Here is a 26,873-nt window from a genome sequence, read left to right on the forward strand (position 1 = left end):
TTTAAATAAATAAACGGTCTTTACAAGGTTAAAATAAAATTGTCGATAAAAATACTACCGTGGTTACAGTAATCATGCTAAGAATGGTTGATAACAAAACAACTTGTGCAGCGTATTCGGGATGATTTCCATATTCTAAAGCGATAAGCGCACTGTTTCTTGATGTCGGGAAAGAGCTTGCAATAAACAAGGCCTGTGCCGTAGTTCCTTCCAATTTCAATGCAAAAATAATGATGAATGCAATGGCCGGAGATAGGATTAATCGACCAAATAAACTTAAGAACAGCGGTAAAGAGATACGACTAATTTTTATATAAGCACTTTGTGCCCCTAACGTAACTAGCGCCACTGCCAAGAAAGCATTGGAAGTATTATTGATCGGAGTCCATAAAAAAGTTGGGAGTTTAATATGATACAAGTGGAGAATCAATCCTAATAAAAATGCATAAATGACTGGATTTCTTAAAAATTCCTTCATTGCCTTTACTCCACGTTGATCAACGGAAACAGAATTTAGCAAACCGTAGGTGTAGGTAAGCAAATTTTGAAAAATCATTACCACAATCTGTATGGATGTACCCAATGGGTTATGTTGAAATACAAGTTGACTGACAGGTAACCCAAAGTTCCCGGAATTATTTAGGACCACGCTATTCTTAAATGTGGAAGATAGACTGTTATCAAATTTTGCTGCTTTTGATAGGAAAGAACTTATAATCATTAAGCACGAACATTGAATCACTAAGAAGCCAAGAATATGTAAAAGTGTTTTTCCCCGACATTATTTTGATAAATATTTACAAAGCTGACACAAGGCATAAGAAAATAGGTATTTAACTTTGATAAGGTGTTCATATCAAACTTAAATTTCCGGTGAAGAAATACACCTGCCCCTATTAAAGTAAATACGGGTAAAATGACATTCAATAAGATAAGAAAAAATACATCCATAAAACTCTCCTTTTTTAACTCCTTTAAATCAAATTTAGTCCAAAAACTCTTCTTACGAGTTTTTGGACTATGATCTAGCTGTTAGATTGGAATAATAGACAACATAACTGCTACTAAAATCATAACTGCTGTCGATCCGCATGCCCATTTTAGAAATGAACGCTGCAAATCTCCGAAATCTTCACCGACCATACCAACTAATAAATAGGTGGATGGTACTAGAGGGCTTAATAAATGGACTGGTAATCCCATTAGTGATGCTCTTCCAATCATAGCGGGATCTATTCCATAAACACTTGCCGCTTTAGCAAGCAAAGGTAGAACTCCATAGTAAAATGCATCATTGGACATGAAAAACGTAAATGGAGCACTAATGACGGCTGTAATAAGAGCAAAATGCGAGCCCAGGCCATCTGGAATATGAGTAATCATCGTATGTGCCATGGCATCAACCATTTTGGTCCCTGCGAGAATACCTGTAAAAATACCTGCAGCAAACACCATGGAAACAACCGATAACGCATTATCTGCATAGTGCATGATTCGTTCTTTTTGTTCACTTAGATTTGGATAATTGATCGTGATGGCAATCGCGAATCCAATCATAAACAATACAGCGGTAGGCAGTACTTCTTGAATTAAGGCAACTAAAAGTAGAATGGTTAATAGATAGTTTACAAGAATTAATTTGGGACGTTTCAGGAAAGCATCCTCTGATGTAGCTGCCATCAAGGACATGGTGCTATAATCAATTTCCATAACCCCTATCCGTTTACGCTCTTTTCTGCCAAGGCAGTAGGCCATGAACAATACAAACAACACCCCGCCTACCATACTAGGAATTACCGGAGTAAAAATATCTCCCATCTCAAGATGCAAGGCTGTCATTGCTCGTGCAGTAGGACCACCCCATGGAAGAAGGTTCATCACACCTGAAGAAGATACAGCAATTCCTGCAAGGACCAATGGCTTCATGCCAATCCGTTTATATAATGGAAGCATCGCTGAAATGGTAATCATATATGTAGTGGTTCCATCCCCATCTAACGAGATTAATAACGCAAGTACTGCAGTTCCAATCGCTATTTTTACAGGATCCCCTTTAACGACTTTCAAAATCTTAGAAATGATCGGATCAAATACCCCTGCATCGATCATGATGCCGAAAAAGAGAATCGCAAAAAGAATCATAATGCCTGTTGGTGCGACACTCTTAATTCCTTCCAGCGCCATCGGTCCCATTTCTTTTCCGAATCCACCTATTAATGCAAATATAATAGGAACAACCATTAAAGCAATCATTGCTGAGAGACGTTTTGTCATAATTAAAATCATAAAAATAAAGATCATTAAAAATCCTAAAATGGAAAGCATTCTCTTCACCCCTTTTGTTAGTAAATTAATAATAATCTAAATATTCAGGAGTGAAAACGTTTCCAAAATAATGTTATTATCGTACATTATTCTATATTTTGTTCATATTGTTCACGTCTAGTTTCAACTTGAACTAGCTTATGAATATACTCATGAAAGAAAGGATGCCTTTGGCAGGCACCCTCACTAAACAGGATAATATTTTCTTTCCGGCCTCCCAACAATCCCATACACTACTTCCGCTTTTGCTTCCTTAATGGAAGATAGATATTCCAAGTATCGGCGGGCTGTAATCCGGGATGCTCCTATTTCATTCCCCACTTCTTCTGCAGAAAGGCCTTGATTTTTCACCCGCAGAGCATTTTTCACCTTCCCTAGTGTGATTTCATCAATTCCTTTAGGCAAACCTAGACCCTTTCCCGCCTTTTCCATTTTATTATTTCCAAAAAGAAGATCAACATAATTCTGATCAACCTCATGTCTGGTATTTAAGAGGGAGTGCTTTTTTATATATTCTAAAATAACTTCATCAAATCTTTCCCTATTTACGGGTTTAATCAAATAATGCTCGACTCCATAACCTAATGCTTTTTCAATGAATGCTCTATCCGTTGCAGCAGTTATCATTATAATACCTACCTTAGGGAAACGCTCGCGGATGATTGGCAGCAAATCGGATCCTAGCATGTCAGGCATATATACATCCAGAATCAATAGATCGGGAGTTTCCTCAGACAAAATTTGAAGTGTCTGCTCACCGTTCAATGATTTTCCAACCACTTCGATTTCCTTAAATTTTTTTAAAAATTTTTCATGTATATCGGCAACTCGGAAATCATCTTCTGCAATGGCTGCTTTTATCCTATTCAAGTTATTCACTCCTCTCGCATTCCTTGGGAAGATACACGGTAAAGACCGTACCACTTTCCGGGGTACTTTGCACCTCAATCATCCCATTCATTTCTATGACTGCATCTTCCGCATTAGATAAGCCAAAACCTCTAGGCTCGACCCCATTTTTAGATGTAAAACCTCTAGCAAATAGAAGTGGAATTTCTTTATCTCTTATTCCCTTCCCATTATCCGAAATCTCTAAAATTATGTCACTTCCAATATCAGTTGCAAAGAATCTTACCGTAGGGGCATCAAGACCATAGACCGCTTCAAAGGCATTGTCAATTAAGTTTCCAAGAATCACGATTAAGTTAGACAGCTTAAAATGGGATGGCAATTTCTTTAAAAAGCTATCAGATACGATCTCAAACTTAATTTTCTTTTCTGAGGCTTTTCCTAATTTCCCCAAGAGGATGGCTTGGACTTTCGTGTCTTCAATATGGTTAAAAACAATAGAATTCTGAAATTGCAAACCTCGAGTTTCTGATTGGATCATATCGATTGCTTGCTCAGTTTCTCCAAGTTGCAGAAGACCTAATAACACATATAATTTATTGGTGTATTCATGTGTTTGTGCACGGAGATCTTCCGAATATCTATTCACTTCTGAAAGCGTGTTTAACATATGCCCTATTTCTGTTTTATCACGAAAAGAAGCAACCACTCCACTAATCCCGGATTCTTCAAAGAGTGGAGTACAGTTAACAATTACGGTTTTATCTTTCCAAGTCATTTCTTTGTCAACTTGTGGATTTCCCGATTTTAAGACTTCATATAAATAGTCAGAAGGAAACAGCCCATCTACTTTTATATGGCGCACTGATCCTTTAATTTGTAATAATCGTTTGGCGGGCTGATTCATCATCGTAATGTAGCCTTCTTTATCTACTGCTAGAATTCCCTCTTTCACTCCATGGAGCACAGCGTTCTTTTCTTTATAAAGTGCCGCAATTTCAAATGGTTCGAGACCCATTGTATCTTTCCGGATATTCCGTCCCAGCAGGATACTTCCGAAAAGGGAAATCAAAAACGCGACAAGGGAAACCAGAATTACCCTGGTGGTATTATTTATGATTTGCTGATGGACATCTTCAAGAAGAAATCCTACCGAAACAATTCCAATCACTTCACCTTTTTGATCAAAAATAGGAGATTTCCCTCTGATCGAAGGCCCGAGTGAACCCATTGCCTTGGATATATAATATTCACCTTTCTTAATCGCCCGCTCATTATCGCCGCCCTTCATTTTCTTTCCAATCATCGATGGTAAAGGATGCGAAAATCTTGTTCCTTCTTTGTTTCCTATAACAACAAACTCAGCACCGGTTTCTATTCGGATCTTTTCTGCTAGCGGCTGTATCGTTTTAGATGGGTCACTTGTTTGAAACGCAGCAATAATAGAGGGGATGAATGATACCGTTTTCGAGATTTCCAGCGCCAATCTACCTCTGTTTTCCTCTATTTGTTTACTTTCCATATAGCTGAAAAATGCTGACAGCAGAACAATCAACAATAATCCCAGTAATAGGACGAGCCCAAATATTTTTATCTGCAGTGATATTTTTTTGTTTTTCAGGCAGCATACCTCCTGGTTAAACTTGATAGAATCGCACAAAATCCATTATATCCTTTTATGGCTCAGATTTCGTTGTAGATGCATAGTAGGAATTAAAAAAGTACCCCATCGAAAGAGGTACTCCTGAGCAATTTAACTATTTTAATGTTGTAGCCACTGTACTTTCTGGTGATGTTACCTTGTCATAAAAGTCTACAAATTGATTACGGTCAGCACTATCACGGTATGCCATCGCTACACGTGGATGTTCATTCAATACACCTGAAATCATATAAGGAATGATGTAGCCCCACTCCCACTTTTCACGCATTTCGAGCATGTGCTTCTCGATCACTCCAAGAACTGGCTTAATTTCATAACTTGGTTTTTGGATGTAGCTAACAAGTAGTTCTGTGTTACAGTTGCCTGCTGCACGACCCATGCCATATACAGATGAATCAAGAAATGTAACTCCATTTCTGAGTGCCGCTAAGGTATTGGCAAAAGCTAATTGCATATTGTTATGAGTATGGATTCCAAGCTGTTTGTTAGGTATCATCTCTTTGAACTTTTTCACTTGGTGCTCAATATCAACAGGGTCTAAGCTTCCAAAGGAGTCAACGATATAGACAACATCGACTGGGCTTTCCTTCACCAATTCAAACGCTTTAATCAGCTGTTGTTCAGGTACACTTGATAATGCCATAATGTTTAGTGATGTCTCGTATCCCAAATCATGGAACATTTGGACAAGCTCTAAGCCTTTATCTACTTCACGGATATAGCACGCTACACGAATCATGTCTAAAACACTTTGTTCACGAGGAAGGATATCATTAGGGTCCACACGACCAATATCTACTAAAGCCGATAGCTTCGTAAACTTTTTGACAGGGATTATTTCTTTCAGGAAATTATCGTCAAGAAATCGCCATGGATTGGGCTCAGTCGCTTTAAGAAGCTTTGGAGAGTTTTTGTAGCCAATCTCCATGTATTCAACACCAGCTTCACTAAGGCCGTTATACAGATCTTGAACAAATTCGACACTGAAATCCCAATTGTTAACTAATCCTCCATCACGAATGGTACAGTCTAAAATTTTATTACGAGTTTCCATGATAGTCATTTCCCCCTGTTTATTCCACTTTTATCAATATTCATTCTTTCACACTTTTAAGTACTAAAATTTTCTTATTGTGTTTATATCATGTTTTGTCCAAAAGTGTCAACCTATTTTCCGAAAATTCTTATATTAAAAAAATTATTTTGAAAATATAGTGTCTTTTCTATTTATTTGAAATTCATATATATATTTTATCATGAAGAAATAAAAACTCCACCATTTTACATATATGGTGGAGTTTACAAACTATTCTTTCCTATTAAACGATTGACTGAGACCCTTTAAGATGTAGAGTCTAGCCGTAAAAAGAAATAACTCATTATAGTTATTTTTTACAAATTCATCAATAATGGCCATTCCCTCATTTAACCGATCAACTAAATAATGAGTGTATTTTCCGTCCCAATCATACCTATTTATTCTAAGTAATTCATCCGCAAGTATTTGAAACTTAAACTCTTCAATAATAAGTTTGATTTGATACACTTTATCTGGATTAAATCGTAAGAGGTTTTTATTTTCATGACTTTTTTGAACATATTTGATAAAACCATTTATATTTTCAGCTAACATATTCGCCTTTTGCATCTCGAAGTTCATTTCAAACACTCCTCATGAATGAATGTCATACATCATCTATGAAGAGTGTATGTTTTGAAGTTGAATGATGACACCCATAATACAAAAAGGAACAACCTTAAGATTTATGATTAAGCTGATAATCTTATATTTTTTTCCTTTTTCCTTCTATATGAATACGTTGCGAATAACAGAATGAACCATAGTGGTGTCAGTAATAAAGCGACACGCGTGGCTTCAGCAAAAAGCATAATGATAAGAATAAATACAAATAACGTTAAAACAGCATAATTTATAAATGGTGTAAATGGTGCTTTAAAAATCGACTTTTCATGTAAATCCGGGCGTGATTTCTTATATCGTAGATGACAAATTAAAATAATACTCCAAACCCAAATAAAACAAATCGCACTGATCGTTGTCACAATCCCAAAGGCTTGTCCTGGAATCAGCTTACTTAAAAGAGCCCCCACCGACAGAACAAGAGTTGAAATAAATAATGCATTACTTGGTACATGATTTTTATTTAATTTTGCAAATTTCGCTGGTCCCTGTTCATGATTACTTAAATTAAATAAGATTCGGCTTGTTGAGAACATTCCACTGTTACAAGCAGACGCCGCTGATGTTAAGACAACAAAATTAATAATTCCTGCTGCTATCGGAATACCGACTAAGTTAAACGTCTTTACAAATGGACTATTTGCAGCATTCAGTTGCGTCCAAGGGTTGATACATAAAAGGATGATAAGGGCGCCCACATAGAAGAATAGAATTCGTAATGGAATTTTATTAATCGCAGATGGAATATTTTTTCGTGGATTGGATGTTTCCGCAGCAGAGACACCAACTAATTCTACACCTACAAATGCGAATACAACCATTTGAAAAGAAAGTAAGAAACCTGATATTCCATTTGGAAAAAGACCACCATGTCCCCAAAGATTTTTTATGGTAACCGTTCCAGATTCTGTTTTAAAGCCCATAACCAATAAGACTACACCGATAATGATTAACGAAAGAATGGTAATCACTTTGATTAGTGCGAACCAAAACTCTAACTCTCCAAAAAGCTTTACCGTTAATAAATTTAGTCCCAACAATAGAATTAAACAGGCTAATGCTGGGATCCATTGTGGGATATCGAACCAATATTGCACATAGACACCAACTGCAATAATATCAGCCATGGCGGTCATAATCCAACAAAACCAGTACGTCCATCCTGTTACATACGCTGCCCACGGTCCAATATAATCCTCGGCAAAATCCGTAAATGATTGATAACCTGCATTTGATAAAAGAAGCTCTCCTAATGCTCTCATTACAAAAAAACATGCAATCCCGACAATTAAATAGGCAAATATGATAGATGGTCCTGCTAACTGTATCGCTTTTCCTGATCCAAGGAATAAACCTGTACCAATCGTACCACCGATTGCAATCAGTTGTACGTGCCGATTTTTTAAATCTCTTTTTAATTCTTGTTTTGCCACGTTAATTTCCTCCTTAGTTTTTATAACGTCCCTGTTGTGAAGATATGAACATATGGTTTAACACAATAAAAAAAGAGATTGGAGTAACTCCAATCTCAAATGGTCATAAGAATAACAAATAATATTTATTTCTCCTTTGATAGAATAATAAATAATACTCGTACTCTTCTGTCCTTTTGCCTGAGATTGTGAACCCTTCGGCGCCGCAGATTTCCTGCGGTCTCTCCAGAAGCTGCTCCTGCTATAGTTTGACCCATAGCAATCATAGCTTGCTTAGTATTTAATTGGGCTTTTTATGGAGGAACGAACAGTTCATTCTCCATCAAAAAAAGCTATTTACTTCTGCATTCTAATCTCAAAAACTTATTATTGTTAAATAATTTCTAATTTTAATAGTATTCAATCACCTTGTCAATACATAAATCAATTTTCATGGCAAAAAAAATGAACCCTCGCATTGAATTGGGTTCATTTTCATTGTATTCATAAATTCAAAATCCCTAATTACCCAGCACCAAAAAATATTGAATATGATTGGCTGAAATGGGAGTAATCGCCATAATGCGATAACCGATACTTAATAATTGAGACAAGGTTTCTGCGCAATTTTGACGTGGTGGTTCAATCGGAGCATGGAAACTTTTATAAAGATTAATGAATTGATTATTGTTTGTACAGTGAAGCAAGATCACATGTCTTCCGGTCCAAGCTTGACCAATCATCGGTTGTGGTTGAGTTCGTCTTTCTCTATTAATTCCCATAATGAACACCCTCATGTATTGATACAATAGAATATGAAAAAAACCTTGTCTTATGTTCGTGAAATATAAGAAAGATTATTATGCAATAAAAAGAGGGATAGTTTCAGTTAAACTATCCTTCTTCACCTATGCAGTAGCATCTGTTCCAAATTTGTTATCTCACTAGGTAAGTCGAGGTTTAGTCGGATCACAATTGGGTGAATCAAGATTTGCTGATTCTGCCAGCTTCATAAGATAGTAGCATTCTTCTCGGTACATATGATCGGCCATAAGGGGGGCGAACGTCCCTAATGCTTGCTTACTTAGTCTAAGTTCTTCAATTTCCTGAAGGAAATTTTGGAATAACTTTATTTCTAATTGGCTTTCTACATTCATTCTTTCCAAAGCAGGGAACGAAGTTAAATTTGTTCTTAAATACCCTGCTAGCTCGACTGCTTTCAGGTAAAAGTCCTCAAAATTCTTCTTATATAAATGACTTTTCTCCCTGAGCTTCATTTCGACTCCATCTAAATTAGTTGAAATCGCCTCTGAATGCCCCGCCGCATCTAATATCCATAAAAGATGATGGTGGAGTTCATGGTATACAGGAGGAACTTGCCCAGCCTTTAAGTGTTGTAGAATTCTTAAGTATTCCTCTAATTCATTTACCATATGGTTGAAAAAGGTGGGGGAAAGGTGAATTTTGATATTTCCAATCAAATGTTTCCTTAATAGTTCTAATTTAAATTCCCGTAATTTTATAACCTCGGATTCAACTTCAATGGTAAATGGTATTAAATCTAAGGGGGAATTTGCACGCTCTAGAAGGATGTCAAATACTTGAATAAAAGAGGATGCCTTTTCAATTTCCTCAGTTTGAACTGGTGCAAGAGCTTCATTAATAAACCTCGAATGATCACCTAATATTTGGAGCCAAAATCGATGTTCGAATCTTGCTGTTCTTTCAAGGAGATTATCCATGTTTATTCCTCCCACTTTAGAAGTTCACACTATTTTGATTTTATTCTTCTTATTTACCTCTTATGAACAAAGTAGAAAAATTGATTTACTCCCGTTATCAAAATCGTCTTTTTCGATTGCGCAAAAACGACGGAATATCCAAAGATTCTTCTTGATGTTCCGAGTTTTTGTCATAGTCTTGAACTGGGTCACTTCGATGTATTGAATCCCGTTGCCTACGTGGTTCCCTTTGAAATGGATTAGACATTTCTTCCATTGGAGGGTGGGAAGCCGGTTGGAATGATTTTTCCTCTTTCTCAATGAACCCGGTGGCAATGACAGTTATAATAATTTCATCTACTAAACTTTCATTAATGACCGAACCAAAAATCATATTCAATTCCTCATGAGATGCAGAAGCAACTATATCGGCTGCCTCCTGGACTTCAAAAAGACTTAAATTATTCCCGCCAGTTATGTTCATAATCACACCATGAGCTCCATTGATGGACGTTTCAAGTAACGGACTGTTTAAGGCTTTCTCTGCAGCCTCTACTGCACGATCTTTACCTTTAGCAATACCAATTCCCATTAATGCAGTTCCTTTATGGGACATGACCGTTTTTACGTCTGCAAAATCAAGGTTGATTAACCCTGGCACAGCAATTAAATCGGAGATTCCTTGCACTCCCTGGCGTAGTACATTATCCGCTTCACGAAACGCTTCGATCATGGGTGTTTTTTTATCAACAATCTCCAATAAGCGATCGTTAGGAATAATAATTAAGGTGTCCACCGCTTCCCTCATTTCGTTAATTCCACTTTCTGCATTAGAAGCGCGCTTCTTGCCTTCAAATTTAAACGGACGTGTCACAACCCCAATGGTCAGGGCACCAAGATTGCGGGCTATTTCAGCTATGGCTGGCGCTGCACCTGTGCCTGTTCCACCGCCCATACCGGCTGTAACGAAAACCATGTCTGCGCCTGATAATACTTCTTTTATTTGCTGTTTGCTTTCTTCTACAGCCCTTCTACCTATTTCCGGATTTGCCCCTGCTCCCAAACCTCTTGTCAATGCTGTACCAATCTGCATCGTGACAGATGCTTTTGATTGATTAAGCGCTTGTACATCTGTATTAACCGTAATAAATTCTACTCCCTCAACGCCTTCATCGATCATACGATTCACGGCGTTGTTTCCCCCGCCGCCAACACCAATAACTTTGATCCTGGCGAGTTGGTCCATATTTGTATTAAATTCTAACATGTTGATTCCTCCTCTATAATAGATTAGGTGGCAGTATATTTTTTCTTTTACTTTCTATGTATCTCAAACTAAACCTTTTATCTTGTTAAGAAAATAAAAGCGGATATTACGCATTAGTTGTAGTCTACTTAACCAAAATTTTGTTGTCCAGTTAAGATTAACCTATTTACAAGTTAAAAAAGTAGTAAAAAAAAACACATCCTCTTTGAACGAGAATGTACTTTCTTTATACGTAAATACTCTTTGCTTTTAGTTGACAGAAAAAAGGGAAACCAGTGTTCATTCACATTGGTTTCCCTTTTTATTCATATTTTTAAACGGTTATTATAATGAACAAGTCGGTCTAAATCTGCTACCAATCTCCTACACTTAATATAATCCATTTTACGCTGTTTTTCGACTCTCATTCTCACTGTATGGTTTCTACTATAGACTTCATAACCTATACCATGAGCACTATGCAAAGCTTTTTCCATTTCGCTCGTATAACTTAATTGTAAATGATTAATAACAAATCATTCCTTTCAGTTTTGTTTCACATGGCGAATTGTTAGTTAACTTAGTTTTCATGTTAACATTGAATTGCACGCAGCACAAAGTCGAAAAAACGGTGTATTTTCACATATATAGGGATGACATTCCAATTCAAGAATATATCACTGACATCCTAACAATTCTAGCCAGATCCTTCCATATAGTTACCGATTCGATGTATTTAGAGAAATTCATGATTTTTCCAATCCTTTTGATACCCACTAAACCAGTATAAATAAAATCAGTTTCCTTCACTCCAATGCTGAGTGAACCACGAGCTTCTCATAAATTTCATTGTATTTCTTAGCAGATTGTAACCAACTATAATCTTGACTCATCACGTTTTGAATTAAATGATTCCAAGTTTCCTTTTGATGATAAAAATGAAGGGCTCTTCTAATGGTATGGAGCATATCATGAGCGTTGAAATTCTTAAAAGTGAACCCGCTCCCATAGCCAGTAGATTCATTGTAGGATTGAACAGTATCATTCAATCCGCCTGTTTCTCTAACAATCGGTATGGTTCCGTATTGCAAGGCAATAAGCTGCCCTAATCCACAGGGCTCAAACTGAGAAGGCATTAAAAACAAATCGGCTCCGGCATATATTTGATGAGCTAATGCCTCATTAAAACCTACGTATACCCTTACCTTATTTGGATATTCCTGTTCCATTTGATTAAAGAAATTTTCATATTTAGGATCTCCAGACCCAAGAACAATGAATTGGATATCCTCCTGAATCATATTTTGAAATACATGGAGAAGTAAGTCTAAGCCCTTTTGCGCTGTTAAACGTGTCACCATAGCAATGATTGGCGTGCTTTCTTTTTCTGGCAGGCCAAAATATTGCTGCAAAACTTGTTTATTTTCAATTTTCCCCTCTAACGAATCGATATCATATGAAAAGGCGATTTCACGGTCTGTTTTAGGATTATATGAAGTCTCGTCAATGGAATTGACAATGCCGACTAGCTTATGGCTATGCTTTCGTAAGAACCCATCAAGTCTTTCACCAAAAAAGGGATTTTGTATTTCCTCTTTATATGTTGGGCTGACCGTGGTAACTATCTCAGATGCAACAATTCCACCCTTCATAAAGTTTACATTTCCGTAAAATTCCAGCTGTTCCACGTTATAATATTGATGATCTAATCCCAACAGTTCGTTCATGACAGCATAGGGGAAAATACCTTGAAATTGTAAATTATGAATGGTAAAAACAGTTCTAATTTCCTGATAAATTGGATGATCACGATAATGAGCGTCTAATAAAAAATTCACCATGCCCGTATGCCAGTCATGACAATGAATCACATCAGGGATGAAATCCAAATGAGGCAGACACTCTAGTATGGCTTTGGAGAAAAAGGAAAAACGTTCTCCATCATCATTATGACCGTATAATGAATCACGAAAAAAGTAATATTCGTTATCAATGAGATAATAGGTAATCCCCTCATGCTCTGCTGTAAGGATACCGCAATATTGACTCCGAAATCCTACCTGCACCTTGATCGCTTTTAGAAATTGAAACGATGATTTAAGTTTTTCAGGAATTAAACTATAATTGGGCAGGATCACTCGGATTTCTGTACCCAACTTTTTTAACGCTTTAGGAAGCGCTCCCGCTACGTCTGCAAGTCCTCCTGTTTTAACAAACGGGACACACTCGGATACTGCAAATAACACTTTCACCTTTTCATCAACGCCCCTTTTGTACAGTACCTTTTTCTACAATATAAGGTGTTTGTGCTGTTCCGGTCAATTGAATACCCTTTTCAAATTTGACATCCTTATCGACAATGACTCCATCGAGTACACAGTTTTCTCCAATTTGACACTTCTGCATAATAATAGAGTTACGGATGACGGCGCCTTTTCCGACTTTGACCGAACGAAAAAGGATGCTATTCTCCACTTCCCCTTCAATGGTACATCCATTCGCGATCATCGAATTTGCAACCTTAGCATCCTTTTTATATTGGGTCGGCGGCTCATCCTTTACCTTCGTAAGGATAGGCTCATTCTTTGTAAAGACCTGATGCCATATTGCTGGTTGAAGTAGTTCCAAGCTAGTTTGATAGTAACTTTGGAGAGAGTCGATTATGGCAATATAGCCTTTCCATTCATACCAATTAATTTTAAATTGATGGCGTTTATCGTGCACTACATCTAAAATACTGTAAAATCCTTGATTCTTATACTGTTCAAAAAGCGAGAGCAATAATTTTTTTTCTAGTATGTATGTTTTTAGTGATTGTCCATCATGAAAAACCTCGGTAATATCCGCTTCTGTTTCAATATGTTGATCTAAAACTTTACAGAAATCAATGAGTCCAATTGTATTGCAATTTGTAATTACTACGTATTTTTGCTTACTTCGTAAGAAATAAGTTTTATTTTTTGCAAAATGGGCAAAGGAACCAAACCGCTCGGTTCTTGATGTGCCCTCAGGGGAAAATACAAACAACCCATCACGCTTTCTGTCTAAATCCAATTGCTTGCCCGACCCCAAATGATCCATAAGCGACCTAATTTCTTGACCCGTGAAGATTGCCACATTCGTAATTCCCGAATTCACCATATTTGATAACATAAAATCAATTAATCGATATCGTCCGGCAAACGGCAGCGATGCCAAAGAACGATGAGCTGTTAAATTTTTAAATGTGTCAAACTCATTCGATGCATTAATAATTCCTAGAATGGAACACGGCATAGATCTCCCTTCCTTTTCTGTGTATTTTTAACTAGTCTGGACTTGCAAACAGAATAACACCTCTTTCTTAGGACGACGATAAGTAATGAATCCATCCTTTATTTGTATTCATTATACCAAAACGGATTACTTCTTTGGATCCACTTAGAACCCAAAATGCTCAGTCATTTTCTTATTTTCCAACCGGCTCCCCTGCTTTTCCCCAATGTGTTTTAGGAATCTCGGTTACAAGGACTCTTATATTCTCCGTCGGTGATTCCAATGTTTCGGATACGGTGTTTGTGACATTGCGAATTAATTCAGCCACTTTTTCTTTAGGTCTACCTTCCATCATTTGCACATGAATAATTGGCATTAAAATCCCTGCTCTCTTTACAATTTAATCCGTTACGGTAAAAGATACTTCTCCAAACCCATCTAATTTTCCGCTTACAACATCGCCGAGGTTCAATTTGACAGCAGCTGTTATACCGCCAGTTAAAATCACGTCACCTTTGCGAACCTTCTCACCTTTTCTTGCCAGCATATTGGCCAGCATTGCCACAGAGTGGGCTGGGTGGGCAAGGACAACCGCCCCTGCACCTAATTCCTTGATTTCGCCATTAATAGTAAGCGTTGCTCCGACAAGATCAAGTTCAAATTGATCCGGTTTTGTTAAAGAGGTTCCTAACACAACACGTGATGTCGAGGCATTATCAGCAATCACATCCGGTAAAGTAAATTGGAAGTTTTCAAAACGACTATCGATAATTTCCAACGCCGGAAGGACATACTCCGTTTTGGCGAGAACCTGAGCACCTGTTATACCTGGGCCTTCAATATCTTCTCCTATCACAAAGGCAATCTCTGCCTCCACTTTGGGATGGATCAAATCACTTAGACGGATTTTGCCTCCATTTTCTATCAACATATAATCAAACACATATCCATAGATTGGCTCTTCAATACCCATTTGTTTCATTTTCGCAAAGCTCGTTAACCCCATCTTTGGACCAACGATCCTTCTTCCTTCACTTAATTTGCGGTTTACAATTTCTTGTTGAACAAGATACGCTTCCTCCACCGATAAATCGGGCTTTATGTTCACTGTTACCTTGGGAACTTCACGCCGCTCCTCCTCCGCTGAAACAAGGTAATTGGCAATATCCTGATATTGACTCATTATAAATTTCTCCTCTTCTCCGTTTAAAAATATTGATTTATTCAGACTTTTGATGCCTTGAAACATACTTATTATTAGTAACCCAGAAACGCCATGGATAATCCCGTGCTTCACCAGAATTCTCAATTCCAATCCTTTTTCCTACTGATTTACTTTCCGGACTAAAGCCATTAGCAATATATAGAGGTGGGTGCGAAAGTAGTCTGCCGTAGTCCTCCATCGTAATGCCTAATGATTTTGTCAATTTGCCAGGACCATTTGTTAGCCCGATGTTTTTTTCCATGCCCCTTCTGATTTTCATTACCTCAATCCCGTACTGTGGTTCCAAGGCCCGGATCAAAACAGCTTCGGGCCTTCCTTCCCCACCGCTAACCACATTAAAAAGGCAATGTGTATGCATTTGGTATGTATAGGCAAGCCCTGAACGGTGGAACATCACCTCTGTTCTTGCTGTCCTCCTGTTATTAAAGCTGTGAGCAGCTTTGTCATTAGGACCGAGATAAGCCTCTGTTTCGACAATATAACCCGCAGTGATCCCCTCATTTGTTTCTTTGACAAGAAGGCAACCGAGCAAAGCATTTGCCAGTTCAAGCGTAGGCTGATCATAAAAATCCTGGGGTAATGGGACAATATTTTTTGGGAATGCTTGCATGATCCATGCCCTCCATAGAAATAAATTTCTTATCATCTTTAGTATATCAGTCTTCCCTTTAATCATGGCTTATAGGCATCCTAATGAGAAATTCAAGTACCTTTACACTCCCCATTTTGACAATTGTTCCACGTATTTACTGGTCCTTTTCAACGACAAATGAGCCTCTTTTACTTATTGGGTTACCAATATAGCAAAAGAGGCTCTACCTATCATGAATCTAATTTTCTGTTTTATTTCGAGGAAAAACTAAACAGCTTTTCTAAGTTACGTACAATTTCATCTTTATCTGCCTCAACCACTTCTAGATGCTGTGGTTTATTAAACAATTGACTTATTTGCTCAGGGAATGTCTGCTCGATATTACACCGTTCGATGGATTCATTAAATTTTGCCGGGTGAGCAGTCGCAAGTGTGACACAAACCTCATTGGGTTGATTACACTTATCGTAGGCAGCAACTCCACAAGCCGTGTGTGGGTCTAACAAATAACTCGTTTCAGCATAGTACGTACTGATGGTTTGTAAGCATTCTCCCCCGTCCACTCCATGTGCCGCAAAATCCTCTTTTACCTGGAAGAGCTGCTCAGCATTCACGACAATTTTTCCTTCTGCCTTGAATTTCTCCATTAACAAGGATACTTCATTTGAATCTTCTCCAAGCAAGAAATAAAGATAGCGCTCAAAATTGCTAGCTACTTGGATATCCATCGAAGGGCTAAAGGTGCTCTGGAACTCACCAGGCTCGTATACACCATCACGGATAAAACCTTCTAAAATATTGTTTTCGTTTGTTGCTACAATGAGCTTACCTACCGGCAGACCCATTTTTTTGGCTAGGTAACCCGCGAAAATATCTCCAAAATTTCCAGTAGGCACACTAAAGTTAACATTCTTTAAATCCATCTCTTTTTTCAATTGGAAATACGCATAAAAATAATAAACCGTTTGCGCCATGATCCGAACAAAGTTAATGGAATTAATCGCACGTAAATGGTATTTATTTTTGAACTCTACATCTGCGAACAATTCTTTGATGATTCTTTGACCATCATCAAACGTTCCTTTTATTGCTAAATTTAATACACTTTTGTCATCAACCGTGGTCATTTGTAATTCTTGCACCTTACTTACTTTGCCATGGGGGTGCAAAATACAAATGCGAATGCCTTCTTTTCCTTTGACGCCCTCAATCGCTGAGGCACCCGTATCCCCTGAAGTAGCGCCGAGAATATGAACCGATTCACCTGTCTTTTTGGATACATAAGAATATAAATTTCCTAAGAATTGCAGGGCAATATCTTTAAAAGCAAATGTCGGGCCATGGAAAAGTTCAAGCACATACATGTTATCCTTCAGTTTTTGAATAGGTGTGACCTCTGGGTGGCGAAACGTTGCATAGCTTTTCTCAATTAATGCCTTTAACTCATCTTCTGGAATTTCACCATCAACATAATAGGAAAAGATTTCGTAAGCTAATTCCTGATAAGTTAACTTGGACATTGCAGCCAACTTTTCTGCAGGAATTTGCGGGATTTTCTCAGGTACTAAAAGTCCCCCATCATTGGCGAGTCCCATCAAGACCGTATCAATAAAACCAATTTTACTTACATTACCGCGTGTACTAATAAAGTTCATAGCTTCCTCCAGATAAAAATTAGTTGTATGTTCATCAATTTTGGAGCGGGATAATTTTTGTGTGGCTTTAATATATAAAATTTATTTTACCACAATTGAGCGAATAGTCCATAAATTGTCGTTTGTGAAAGCGTTTTATCACCTTTTACATGTTTCGATAGTAGATTTACTCATAATTTAGCAGGAACCATCGCATTTCATAAGAAAGTGACGATGAAAACTCTTCATAATTATACAGGAATGTGGAGAAAGATATTGAATTATACCCCTACAGGGAAAATAACCTTGTAACAAATCGGAAAGGTTGTGAGTTAATGAGACTTTCGGATCTGCAGCCTAAGAAAAACTACCACTACATCTTCGTTCAATTTCCGGGAATGAAAATGAATGTCCCTATTCGCTCGAGCTACGAGGAACAGGCGGTGAAAGAAGATGTTGCTTTATGTGTCCAATTAAACAGCAAAGAAAAAGTGAATGATGTCTACCTTGTACACACACAAAGTATCAAACCATTTGACTTCACAGAAGAAGGTATCGGGGCAAAAGCATCTTATCGCGTCATTAAGCAAAAAGAAAACTCTCCAGACTCACACACAAAAGAACCCGAAGAATCCGTCACGTTTATCACAAATGAAGTAAGTATTATGCAACAGAAAACGGAAAAAGGTTATCACTTTATCTTGGTGGTAAATAATCGTGAAATGGGAATGGTTGCTTCAATCGAAGAAGAAGTACTCAGAACCGTGAAAGGATCATTGCAGCTTAAAGAGAAAGTGAAAGAGCATGTAAATGTTAACACAGATAGAAAGATAGATATGGCTGTCTTCGTAGACAAGAATAAAAAGAGGATCATCCGGGGAGGCAATATCTTTCAGGATCATAAAGTTTATGCACCAATCCGAATAGCTTTCGAGGGCAGTAAAAGAAAATTTATAGTATTTTCTCCTGCCGCATTAGATTTCATCGGTCCGGGTGATCAGAACCAATCCAATTTAAGGATGAGGAGGTGTTGATTAGGATTGTCCTTTTTGAAAAAACTTCATACTAGTAAAATCGAAACAAAAGGATTAAATGGATAATCCTTTTCGATAATTAATCTTTAGGAAAGGAATAAATAATTGGCTGTAAGCCTAATTGACTAAGGAAAACGATTGAATTCATATAAAATAAGGACTTAACCAGGGAGTTAAGTCCTTTTTACTGTCCAAATAATTACATATGCAGACATTTAATGATGTGAAACATAGTACTTATATTACATTTTCCTCGAAATCTAAGTCATCTGCCTTTTTCCTTGAAAATAAATTGGCAAGTGCATCTGGGAGAGCGATCATTGCCGGCAAAAAGACAGGAAGCAGGACAAAGCAAAGCACTACAAGGCCTGTAATAACAGCTATTGCCAATTCAAAAAGAAGCAAAATTCCGGAAGGCATCAGAGTAGCAAAAGTACCGCCAAGTATGATGACCGCGGATATGATTACCCCGCCTGTCTGCCGCGAAGCCAGTACGATTGCCTCTTTTGGCGATAACAGTGGATACTCCTTAAAGCGCATCATCAGGAATATACTGTAGTCCACTCCCAGGGCCACAATGATAATGAATGAGAAAAATGGAACGAACGAAGAGATACCTTCATATCCCATTAAATCTATGAAAATATAATTGATCATATACATGGCTGAATAGTATGCTCCTAGGAGAGACCCCGTGATGAAAATCGGAATCCAGAAAGATCTAATTACAAAGAACAGCACAAGTAATACTCCGATAATCACGATAGCTGTTGTTTTATTTAGATCACGGCTCAATATATTATTCATATCATTTGTTGTGGCACTTGGTCCTGAAACCCCAGACTTTGCCTGTGAAAGGCCTGTGCCTTTAAGTCCAGTTGAAACGGTTGAATTTATTTTATTGATTGTAGTTAAAGCTTCTTTTGAATAAGGGTCAGCTTTTAATACAATAATCATTTTCGTGATTTTTCGATCTTTGGACATAAACGCGTCTAATGATTTTTTGAAGTTTTTGTCCGTCAACGCTTCCTTTGGAATAAAGAAAGTTTTATTTGTTTTAAATTGCGTTAAGAAACCGTTCGTTTGTCCTAATCCGTCAGAAATTTGCTCCAATCCGCCATTAACATCGAACAGCTTTTCGCCAAAGGTGCTGAATCCATTGAGGCCGTCTACAAGTTGTTGCTGACCTGATTTCATCTGACCCAGCCCATTGGTTACATTATTCATATTTGTAACGATTGTGCCTATTCCTGAAGATGCTTTCCCAAGACCGCTTTCGAGTTTTTTCAAACCATCAGCCATTTGGGATAGACCGCCGCTTATTCTTTCCAGGTTTTTATTGGCTGTACCAAAACCAGAAGTTACGGCATTATAATTTTCATTTAATGTTTGTATTCCTTCCGGTGTCATTTGATTTAAAGATGAAGATAACTGATCGATGGTTTGCTTTAATGCCTGGTAATTAGCGTCACTCTTAGAATCTGAATAACTATTTCCTAGAGCATCCACCATTAATTGCATTTGAGATAGTGCACCTTTTACGCCAAGAAGAGCGTTCGCTGCATCTTGGTAGTGAGTTCCCATCTCTTTGTACCCAGCCTGCATTTTTCCATAATTATCAGCTAATACTGCAATCCCATTACTCATCTTGGAGAGATTCGTTTCTATTGCAGCTATACCATTGCTGATTGTTTGGGAATTACTTGCCCCATCATCGATACCAGCTTGGATTTGCTTTAATCCATTGGTTAAGGCAGCCACACCATCTTGTAGCTTTGCCGTGCCATCCACCATTTGACTTACCTTTGAAAAGTCCGCTGATCCCAGTTTGTCTTGAGCCAGCTTTAATCCATCATTTATTTGGTCCACACCATTTTGAGTTTTTGAAATCCCATCCGTAACGGCCCCCATTTGACTATCGACGTAGAAATCCTCAATTTGCTTTCCTTGAGGTTGTGTTACGGAAGAAACTTGTTTCACACCTTTAATTCGCTTCAGTCTTTCGGTTAAGTTATCAATTACGGCAAGCGATTCATTTGTATCCAGGGCTTCACTATGTTCAATTGCTACAGTAGCAGGCATGGCCTGGCCTTTACCAAAATGCTCCGCAATTAAATTAAAACCTTTAGTCGAAGGATATTTATTTCCAAGTTCACCAATGGTATCAAAGTTAAGCTTTTCCTCATGTAAATACACCATCGGCCCGATGATCAAAAGAATTACGAGCACTGGCAGGAGAGGATGCTTTGTTGCATAGGAGGATGTTTTACCCCAGAATTTGTTTTCCTTATGACCCAATACATTTTTGGAAGGCCAGAAAAGTTTTTGGCCTAACACTTTCATGATGAGAGGGGTTAGGGTCAAGATTTCCAGTAAAAGGATTGTTACACCAATTACCACGACAACCCCGGATTTATAAATGGGTGATTCAGCAAAAACAAGTGCAAGGAAAGCAATAAAAACAGTGAGAATACTATAAGCAATTGTTTTTCCTGCCGTTTTATAGGTGTTTACGATTGATTCATCGATCGAGTGGCCTTGAGATAACTCTTCTCTAAATCGATTAAATAGTAGGATGTTGTAATCTGTACCTATCCCAAAGAGAATCAGTATTAGAAGCATTTGCGTCAGACTTGTAATCGGAAATCCTGCTTTATCAATTAATTGAGCGGCAATTCCCATCGAACAAAGATAGGAAAAGGCTACAGCCACTAAAGAGATCAAAGGAGTAACTACTGACCTAAAGGCAATGACCAGTACGACTAAAATAAAGATAACTGTCAATGCAGCACTTTTCTCGACACCACCTTGAGATGCCTTCAGATAATCATTATTGATAAAGTCTTCACCGCTTAGATAGTATTTCACAGGAACTTGACTGAGTTCTTTATCCAGTTCTTTTTTTATATCATCTATTTCTCTTGATTTCTTATCAAGCTTAAAGCTGACCATTAGAGTGGTGCCATCTTTAGAAACTAATGAGCTTTTGGCATCCGGCATACTGAAAGGATCAATCATATCTGTAATCCCTAGCAATGTGCTGCTATCGCTAATATCCTTGACAGCGTCACCGATTTTGTCCATTTCATTATCTGAAATTTTATCCTTATCATAAAAAACAATCAGATCGTTAGTACCTTTTGCAGTATCAATCTTCTTTAGAATATGATCGGCGACCACGGAGGGGCTGTTGTTATTTGCACCCTGCTGCCCTTTTTGTCTTAATATTGCATTGATGTCTGGCTGAATGACTGTAAGCACGATCGTCGCGATTAGCCATATAGAGAAAATGGCCCAACGGCCTTTTATAATCTTTCTCATCTTATATATCCTCCCAGCTAATTTCGTAATAAATTTTTTCATACAACACGTTCAAACAACGAGTTATTATTTAAACACATTGTTGATTTAATGGCATGAAAAAAGTATATTAAATCTAATGGGAGGTAACAATAAGCAATTTGAATACATGTGTTATTAAACGTACAAATATTTATTACATTGTTTAATAAAAGCCATTGAGAAGTTTTGGTTCTTTTTAGAGGAGGAGCAGAATATGGTTGGAATTAAAGGAAACCGGCGAACATTGTATAGCAAAAAAGTAATGATTGATGCTTTTTTAATGCTGCTTCAAGAAAAACCCCTTAATAAAATTACAGTTACCGATATTTGCAAGGAAGCAGATATTAATCGTGGAACTTTTTATTCCTATTACAATGATCCGTTTGATTTAATGAGAAGTATTGAGGAAGAAATGATAGAGAAAATGATGAGTACCATAAATATTTCTGGGGACGAATCTCTCCAAAATATGTTAAATGAAATATTCAATTTGATCCTCGAAAATAAAGAGTTTTGTAAAATACTTTTTAATGAAAAAAATAGCTCTTATGTCCTAAGCACCCTATTGAATTCTGCTTATGAAAAAAAAATAGAAGATATAAAAAAACAATTCCCTATGGCGAACGAGACTCAATTAGAATATTATTTCACCTATGTAACGGGAGGAACAATTGAAATCATACGAAAATGGATAAATGATGATATGAAAATTCCTGCTAGAGAAGTGATACGTATCTTAGAAAGTTTGTACGAGACTTGATCACAACAAAAAGGCCACGATTAGTGACCTTTCATCGTTGTAAGATTTATATAATACCCTGTGCAATCATTGCATCAGCCACTTTTACGAATCCAGCGATATTAGCCCCTACAACAAGATTGCCTGGAGCATCATAGTCTTCTGATGCTTTCATACTCTTATAATAAATATCTTTCATGATGTCTTGTAATTTCAAATCAACTTCTTCTTGTGTCCAAGATAATCTTGCACTATTTTGTGCCATTTCTAACGCGGAGACTGCAACTCCGCCTGCATTTGCGGCTTTCGCTGGAGCAAATAAAACGTGGTGATCAATAAACATATCGATGGCTGCAAGTGTAGAAGGCATATTTGCACCTTCGCCCACTGCTTTTACCCCATTCGAAACTAATATATCTGCCGCTTCCTTATTTATTTCATTTTGCGTTGCACATGGTAAAGCAATATCGCATGGGATCGTCCATATACCTGAACACCCTTCTTGGTAGATTGCATTTGGATGTTCTTTCACATATTCATAAATTCTTTTATTCTCGATTTCTTTTAATCGTTTAACTGTATCTAGGTTTATGCCGTTTGGATCATAAACATAGCCGCTTGAATCACTGCATGCTACCACTTTTGCACCATACTGTATGGCTTTTTCGATTGCATAAATAGAAACATTTCCTGAACCAGATACTACCACTGTACTCCCTTCAAAGCTCAAACCCTTATCCTTGAGCATTTCCTCGACAAAATATACTAACCCATATCCGGTCGCTTCTTTCCGTCCTAAGCTTCCCCCATACCCAATGCCTTTTCCAGTTAAAACCCCTGCTTCAAATGCGCCTTTTAATTTTTTATATTGTCCGAACAAATAACCTATCTCTCTCGACCCTACTCCAATATCCCCGGCGGGCACGTCGACATCCGGTCCAATGTATCTACTAAGCTCTGTCATAAAGCTCTGACAGAAACGCATAATTTCTAAATCTGATTTCCCTTTAGGGTCAAAGTCTGAACCGCCTTTTCCACCACCAATAGGCTGACCGGTTAATGAGTTTTTGAAGATTTGCTCAAACCCGAGGAATTTTATGATGCTTGCATTAACGGAAGGGTGAAATCGTAGTCCACCCTTATAAGGTCCAATCGCACTATTAAATTGAACACGAAATCCGCGATTCACTTGTACCTTCCCTTGGTCATCCACCCATGGAACTCGAAAGGTTATCAATCGCTCTGGTTCGATTATTCTTTCTATAACTGCTTGTTTGATATAATTCGGATTTTTCACAAGGACAGGGACTAAAGATTCAAGAACTTCTTTAACAGCCTGCTGGAATTCCTCTTCATTTGGATTACGTAATTGAACAGTTTTATATAATCGATTTACATAATTTTTAACGATTTGTATTTGATTCTCTTCTATTCTGTCCAGCATTTTCATCGCATTCAGCCCCTAATAAATTTTAAAGTTGAGAAGATTCCCTTTTTTTATATTTGTTTTTATTTTATAATTTTATAATTAATAGTTTCAATCTCGATTTTCGATGATATTCATGCGTTTAACGCATTAAGCTGGAGTGAAAAAAAATGGAGACGAGGCAAATTCAATATTTCCTAGAAGTGGCAAAAAGAGAGCATGTTACAGAAGCAGCAAACGCCTTACACGTTGCCCAATCTTCGGTTAGCAGACAAATCTTCAATTTAGAAGACGAATTAGGTGTGAAACTTTTTATCCGTGAGGGAAGAAGCGTTAAATTAACCCCTCTTGGCAGAATTTTTTATGAACGAATGAAGCAAGTGTGGAATTTAATGGAGGATGCAAAGAGAGAAGTAGAAGAAAATTTAAATCCTGAAAAAGGAACCGTTCGAATTGCATTCCCAATTAGCATGGCGGCCCATACATTGCCATCCATAATATACGCTTTTCGCACTCGCTACCCAGAAGCGAAATTTCAAATGAGCAATGCCCTTTATTATGATTTAATTGATGGTGTTATAAATGGTGAATATAATTTGGCCATGATTGCCCCTATGCCCAATCAGGAAAAAGAGACAAAAATTAAAGGCGCGACTCTTTTTACAGAAAATATCGTCGCCCTCCTCCCTCTTCATCATCCATTATCTGACCGAGAATCAATTCGTCTGAGGGATTTAAGAAGTGACCCATTTTGTGTCCTTCCTGAAGGGTTGGTATTCCGCGAACAGGTTGTGAAAGCATGTTATGCTGCAGGTTTTCCACCTCAAATTGCTTTTGAAGGAAAGGATATTGATGCATTAAAAGGGTTAGTCTCTGCAGGTTTGGGGGTAGCATTGATGCCAGAGATGACCTTGGTAGATAACACACCGCGGTCCACTGTTGTGATTCCTATTTCAGATGTGAACCTCACACGAACAGTCGGTGTCATCTACCCGACCCATCGTAAACTGCTTCCTACCGAAGCATTATTTTATGATTTCCTGCTTGAAACCTATAAAAGATTAAATGAGTTTCGAAACTAAAAAATTGCACCTGTATTGCTAATTGGCATCTAGCCAATACTAGAAGCTATGGAAAATAGGAAACAAATGAAAAAACTCAAAGAATGAATCCATGTCTGACCGGGTGGATCGGCTAATTAATAAGGGGATAATTGTATTAGAGGAGGAATCGCAATGACCAAGGAAGAGGCAGTCAAGCTTTTAATACTTATTGAATCGGTTTATCCCAACTGCGTATTTAAGGACGAGACGGTCCAGCAATGGTTCCAATTTTGTTCTGAAATGGATTATGAAAAGGTAATGACGAAGGTGAAAATCCACATTCGAAAAAGTCCTTTTCCACCTGCGATTGCCGATATTGCTGTATTCCCGTTTGAAGAAAATGATTTTCCGGAAACATTACAAAAATGGATGAAGAAATGCCGGGAGAGAATGGATCGCGAACGCAAACCTAACCAACAAAATACATTACCAGAATGGCTTGCCGAATATTCAGCTCGAAAATCTGTTTGAAGCAGAGGGCATTTTTTCCCCTTATACATAAAAAAAGTCCCACTTTCGATATGAAAGTGGGACTCAGATTGTCGAGAAAGGGTGCTTTTCTCGGCAATTTTTCTTTTCACCGAAACCAATTATTGATTTTTGTCCCTGCTAATTGTCCTGTTGATTTGCGCTCCAGGCACTTCGCTTTCCGCGGGCGTGCCGGGGAGCCTCCTCGGCGCTGAAGCGCCTGCGGGGTCTCCCCTGCCCCGTACTCCCGCAGGAGTCTTCGTGCCTTCCGCGCAAATCAACTGGGAGAAATCAACCTGAAGAATCGCCACACAATTTTTCCAACTTGGCTAAGTGGGTGGCAATCTTTTTCATATTTTGGCAGGCTGCCGTAAGGAGAGCCTATTCACTTGCTTTCTTTAATCCCCGTAACCAGCAATAGCGAAGCCCCTGAATCATGAACATTTCATGGAGTAACATATACATCGGTAATAATGTTAAATTTCATATCAGTAGTCCGGTGATCAAGATAACAAAACATTTCCTGCTTATTTTCGCGAGACATAAAACCACATTCAGGATTAGTGGTACTTGTTTGAGTTTCTTTTGTTTCCTTCTTTTCATTTAACGGCTTTTTGCCGTGCGCTATTCTATCCACTTCAACGGCTTTATTTAATTCATTAAAATATTCAAATGGGTAGAATCCGAAAATATGACACGACCACCTACCATCTTGTGGTTCATTGCATGAAGGACGATTTCATCAAATAATTCCTGAAAAATATCGGTACAATTAAATAGGTGCTGGCGATTCCAACTGGTCGTAGAGTGGTGTGGAACAGGATCTTTGAACTTCAAACCTCAAAACCAGCGGTAAGCAACATTCATTTCAATTTCTCTTTGTAATTGTCTTTCTAAACGGATACCGTAAATATAACCAATAAACATCATTTTAAATAGAATAAGTGGGTCGGAAGAGCGTCCATTGTCATTACTATAAAACGGACGAACTTTTTCAAGAAGGAAAGAAAAATCAATAAATTTATCAATCAAACGAATAAGGTGATAATCAGGAACTAATTCATCAATTGAAACAAATTCATATTCATTTTGGCTAGATTCTTTTGGCTTAAACATTGATTTCACCACTTTTTATTA

Annotated in this window: 22 protein-coding genes, 2 pseudogenes and 1 riboswitch; of the genes and pseudogenes, 4 read left to right on the plus strand and 20 right to left on the minus strand. The window is 37.7% G+C overall.

Annotation, left to right across the window (positions count from 1 at the left end):
- Positions 1-28 precede the first annotated feature (28 nt).
- The 17 genes and pseudogenes from RCG22_RS05660 to thrC form a co-directional block, all read right to left on the minus strand.
- Positions 29-951: pseudogene (locus tag RCG22_RS05660) on the minus strand (AEC family transporter).
- 81 nt (positions 952-1,032) lie between these two features.
- The gene (locus RCG22_RS05665; RefSeq protein WP_308106099.1) at positions 1,033-2,325 is read right to left on the minus strand and encodes a CitMHS family transporter; all 1,293 of its coding nucleotides are present in this window, start codon (positions 2,323-2,325) and stop codon (positions 1,033-1,035) included.
- Positions 2,326-2,511: 186 nt separating this feature from the next.
- Positions 2,512-3,195 (minus strand): response regulator, encoded by a 684-nt coding sequence (locus RCG22_RS05670; protein ID WP_308106100.1) that lies wholly within the window; start codon positions 3,193-3,195, stop codon positions 2,512-2,514.
- Between the two features lies 1 nt (position 3,196).
- Positions 3,197-4,696: an ATP-binding protein gene (locus RCG22_RS05675; protein WP_308106101.1), complete on the minus strand. Its 1,500-nt coding sequence runs from the start codon at positions 4,694-4,696 to the stop codon at positions 3,197-3,199.
- Positions 4,697-4,931: 235 nt separating this feature from the next.
- Entirely contained in the window at positions 4,932-5,891 is a 960-nt protein-coding gene (locus RCG22_RS05680; RefSeq protein ID WP_308106102.1) for an aldolase catalytic domain-containing protein, read from the minus strand.
- A 252-nt stretch (positions 5,892-6,143) separates the two neighbouring features.
- Positions 6,144-6,497: a hypothetical protein gene (locus RCG22_RS05685; RefSeq protein WP_308106103.1), complete on the minus strand. Its 354-nt coding sequence runs from the start codon at positions 6,495-6,497 to the stop codon at positions 6,144-6,146.
- 110 nt (positions 6,498-6,607) lie between these two features.
- Entirely contained in the window at positions 6,608-7,972 is a 1,365-nt protein-coding gene (locus RCG22_RS05690) for an amino acid permease (RefSeq protein WP_308106104.1), read from the minus strand.
- Positions 7,973-8,130: 158 nt separating this feature from the next.
- Positions 8,131-8,211: riboswitch (glycine riboswitch) on the minus strand.
- 261 nt (positions 8,212-8,472) lie between these two features.
- Positions 8,473-8,748, minus strand: coding sequence for a hypothetical protein (locus RCG22_RS05695; protein WP_308106105.1), 276 nt, complete (start codon positions 8,746-8,748; stop codon positions 8,473-8,475).
- Between the two features lie 147 nt (positions 8,749-8,895).
- Positions 8,896-9,693: a DUF2935 domain-containing protein gene (locus tag RCG22_RS05700; RefSeq protein WP_308106106.1), complete on the minus strand. Its 798-nt coding sequence runs from the start codon at positions 9,691-9,693 to the stop codon at positions 8,896-8,898.
- A 97-nt stretch (positions 9,694-9,790) separates the two neighbouring features.
- Positions 9,791-10,939, minus strand: coding sequence for a cell division protein FtsZ (gene ftsZ / locus RCG22_RS05705; RefSeq protein WP_308106107.1), 1,149 nt, complete (start codon positions 10,937-10,939; stop codon positions 9,791-9,793).
- 305 nt (positions 10,940-11,244) lie between these two features.
- Positions 11,245-11,415 carry a YuzK family famiily protein gene (locus RCG22_RS25490; RefSeq protein WP_488655917.1) on the minus strand — a complete coding sequence of 57 codons (171 nt, stop codon included), beginning with the start codon at positions 11,413-11,415 and terminating at the stop codon, positions 11,245-11,247.
- 309 nt (positions 11,416-11,724) lie between these two features.
- Positions 11,725-13,170: a glycogen synthase GlgA gene (gene glgA, locus RCG22_RS05710; RefSeq protein WP_374049429.1), complete on the minus strand. Its 1,446-nt coding sequence runs from the start codon at positions 13,168-13,170 to the stop codon at positions 11,725-11,727.
- 7 nt (positions 13,171-13,177) lie between these two features.
- Positions 13,178-14,194 (minus strand): GlgC family sugar phosphate nucleotidyltransferase, encoded by a 1,017-nt coding sequence (locus RCG22_RS05715; RefSeq protein ID WP_308106108.1) that lies wholly within the window; start codon positions 14,192-14,194, stop codon positions 13,178-13,180.
- Positions 14,195-14,366: 172 nt separating this feature from the next.
- Positions 14,367-14,549: a 4-oxalocrotonate tautomerase gene (locus tag RCG22_RS05720; protein ID WP_308106109.1), complete on the minus strand. Its 183-nt coding sequence runs from the start codon at positions 14,547-14,549 to the stop codon at positions 14,367-14,369.
- A 24-nt stretch (positions 14,550-14,573) separates the two neighbouring features.
- Positions 14,574-15,356, minus strand: coding sequence for a 2-keto-4-pentenoate hydratase (locus tag RCG22_RS05725; RefSeq protein ID WP_308106110.1), 783 nt, complete (start codon positions 15,354-15,356; stop codon positions 14,574-14,576).
- A 37-nt stretch (positions 15,357-15,393) separates the two neighbouring features.
- On the minus strand, positions 15,394-16,008 hold the full coding sequence (locus tag RCG22_RS05730) for a DNA-3-methyladenine glycosylase (RefSeq protein ID WP_308106111.1): 615 nt from the start codon (positions 16,006-16,008) through the stop codon (positions 15,394-15,396).
- A 233-nt stretch (positions 16,009-16,241) separates the two neighbouring features.
- Positions 16,242-17,645 carry a threonine synthase gene (gene thrC, locus RCG22_RS05735; RefSeq protein WP_308106112.1) on the minus strand — a complete coding sequence of 468 codons (1,404 nt, stop codon included), beginning with the start codon at positions 17,643-17,645 and terminating at the stop codon, positions 16,242-16,244.
- Between the two features lie 314 nt (positions 17,646-17,959).
- Between thrC and RCG22_RS05740 the strand changes: the two genes are divergently transcribed.
- Positions 17,960-18,658: a hypothetical protein gene (locus RCG22_RS05740; RefSeq protein ID WP_308106113.1), complete on the plus strand. Its 699-nt coding sequence runs from the start codon at positions 17,960-17,962 to the stop codon at positions 18,656-18,658.
- A 237-nt stretch (positions 18,659-18,895) separates the two neighbouring features.
- Here RCG22_RS05740 and RCG22_RS05745 read toward each other — a convergent pair whose 3' ends face one another.
- Positions 18,896-21,979, minus strand: a complete 3,084-nt coding sequence (locus tag RCG22_RS05745) for an MMPL family transporter (RefSeq protein ID WP_308106114.1) — start codon at positions 21,977-21,979, stop codon at positions 18,896-18,898.
- 235 nt (positions 21,980-22,214) lie between these two features.
- On the opposite strand from RCG22_RS05745, the gene RCG22_RS05750 reads away from it, so the two are divergent.
- Positions 22,215-22,760 carry a TetR/AcrR family transcriptional regulator gene (locus RCG22_RS05750; RefSeq protein WP_308106115.1) on the plus strand — a complete coding sequence of 182 codons (546 nt, stop codon included), beginning with the start codon at positions 22,215-22,217 and terminating at the stop codon, positions 22,758-22,760.
- A gap of 46 nt (positions 22,761-22,806) precedes the next feature.
- Here RCG22_RS05750 and gdhA read toward each other — a convergent pair whose 3' ends face one another.
- Positions 22,807-24,189, minus strand: a complete 1,383-nt coding sequence (gene gdhA, locus RCG22_RS05755) for an NADP-specific glutamate dehydrogenase (protein WP_308106116.1) — start codon at positions 24,187-24,189, stop codon at positions 22,807-22,809.
- A 146-nt stretch (positions 24,190-24,335) separates the two neighbouring features.
- Between gdhA and gltC the strand changes: the two genes are divergently transcribed.
- The gene (gene gltC / locus RCG22_RS05760; RefSeq protein WP_098261358.1) at positions 24,336-25,247 is read left to right on the plus strand and encodes a glutamate biosynthesis transcriptional regulator GltC; all 912 of its coding nucleotides are present in this window, start codon (positions 24,336-24,338) and stop codon (positions 25,245-25,247) included.
- Between the two features lie 153 nt (positions 25,248-25,400).
- The gene (locus tag RCG22_RS05765) at positions 25,401-25,739 is read left to right on the plus strand and encodes a replicative helicase loader/inhibitor (RefSeq protein ID WP_308106117.1); all 339 of its coding nucleotides are present in this window, start codon (positions 25,401-25,403) and stop codon (positions 25,737-25,739) included.
- A gap of 445 nt (positions 25,740-26,184) precedes the next feature.
- Here RCG22_RS05765 and RCG22_RS05770 read toward each other — a convergent pair.
- A pseudogene (locus RCG22_RS05770) lies at positions 26,185-26,852 on the minus strand (transposase); the annotation flags it as partial.
- Positions 26,853-26,873: the final 21 nt, after the last annotated feature.

The organism is Neobacillus nitrireducens, from assembly GCF_030915405.1.
Taxonomy (GTDB): domain Bacteria; phylum Bacillota; class Bacilli; order Bacillales; family Cytobacillaceae; genus Neobacillus.

Coding starts and splice junctions, on each gene's coding strand:
- RCG22_RS05665 (WP_308106099.1), bottom strand. CDS start 2,325: ATGCTTTCCATTTTAGGATTTTTAATGATCTTTATTTTTATGATTTTA.
- RCG22_RS05675 (WP_308106101.1), bottom strand. CDS start 4,696: ATGGAAAGTAAACAAATAGAGGAAAACAGAGGTAGATTGGCGCTGGAA.
- RCG22_RS05680 (WP_308106102.1), bottom strand. CDS start 5,891: ATGGAAACTCGTAATAAAATTTTAGACTGTACCATTCGTGATGGAGGA.
- RCG22_RS05685 (WP_308106103.1), bottom strand. CDS start 6,497: ATGAACTTCGAGATGCAAAAGGCGAATATGTTAGCTGAAAATATAAAT.
- RCG22_RS05695 (WP_308106105.1), bottom strand. CDS start 8,748: ATGAGGGTGTTCATTATGGGAATTAATAGAGAAAGACGAACTCAACCA.
- RCG22_RS05700 (WP_308106106.1), bottom strand. CDS start 9,693: ATGGATAATCTCCTTGAAAGAACAGCAAGATTCGAACATCGATTTTGG.
- ftsZ (WP_308106107.1), bottom strand. CDS start 10,939: ATGTTAGAATTTAATACAAATATGGACCAACTCGCCAGGATCAAAGTT.
- RCG22_RS25490 (WP_488655917.1), bottom strand. CDS start 11,415: ATGGAAAAAGCTTTGCATAGTGCTCATGGTATAGGTTATGAAGTCTAT.
- RCG22_RS05715 (WP_308106108.1), bottom strand. CDS start 14,194: ATGCCGTGTTCCATTCTAGGAATTATTAATGCATCGAATGAGTTTGAC.
- RCG22_RS05720 (WP_308106109.1), bottom strand. CDS start 14,549: ATGCCAATTATTCATGTGCAAATGATGGAAGGTAGACCTAAAGAAAAA.
- RCG22_RS05725 (WP_308106110.1), bottom strand. CDS start 15,356: ATGAGTCAATATCAGGATATTGCCAATTACCTTGTTTCAGCGGAGGAG.
- RCG22_RS05730 (WP_308106111.1), bottom strand. CDS start 16,008: ATGCAAGCATTCCCAAAAAATATTGTCCCATTACCCCAGGATTTTTAT.
- thrC (WP_308106112.1), bottom strand. CDS start 17,645: ATGAACTTTATTAGTACACGCGGTAATGTAAGTAAAATTGGTTTTATT.
- RCG22_RS05740 (WP_308106113.1), top strand. CDS start 17,960: ATGAGACTTTCGGATCTGCAGCCTAAGAAAAACTACCACTACATCTTC.
- RCG22_RS05745 (WP_308106114.1), bottom strand. CDS start 21,979: ATGAGAAAGATTATAAAAGGCCGTTGGGCCATTTTCTCTATATGGCTA.
- RCG22_RS05750 (WP_308106115.1), top strand. CDS start 22,215: ATGGTTGGAATTAAAGGAAACCGGCGAACATTGTATAGCAAAAAAGTA.
- gdhA (WP_308106116.1), bottom strand. CDS start 24,189: ATGAAAATGCTGGACAGAATAGAAGAGAATCAAATACAAATCGTTAAA.
- gltC (WP_098261358.1), top strand. CDS start 24,336: ATGGAGACGAGGCAAATTCAATATTTCCTAGAAGTGGCAAAAAGAGAG.
- RCG22_RS05765 (WP_308106117.1), top strand. CDS start 25,401: ATGACCAAGGAAGAGGCAGTCAAGCTTTTAATACTTATTGAATCGGTT.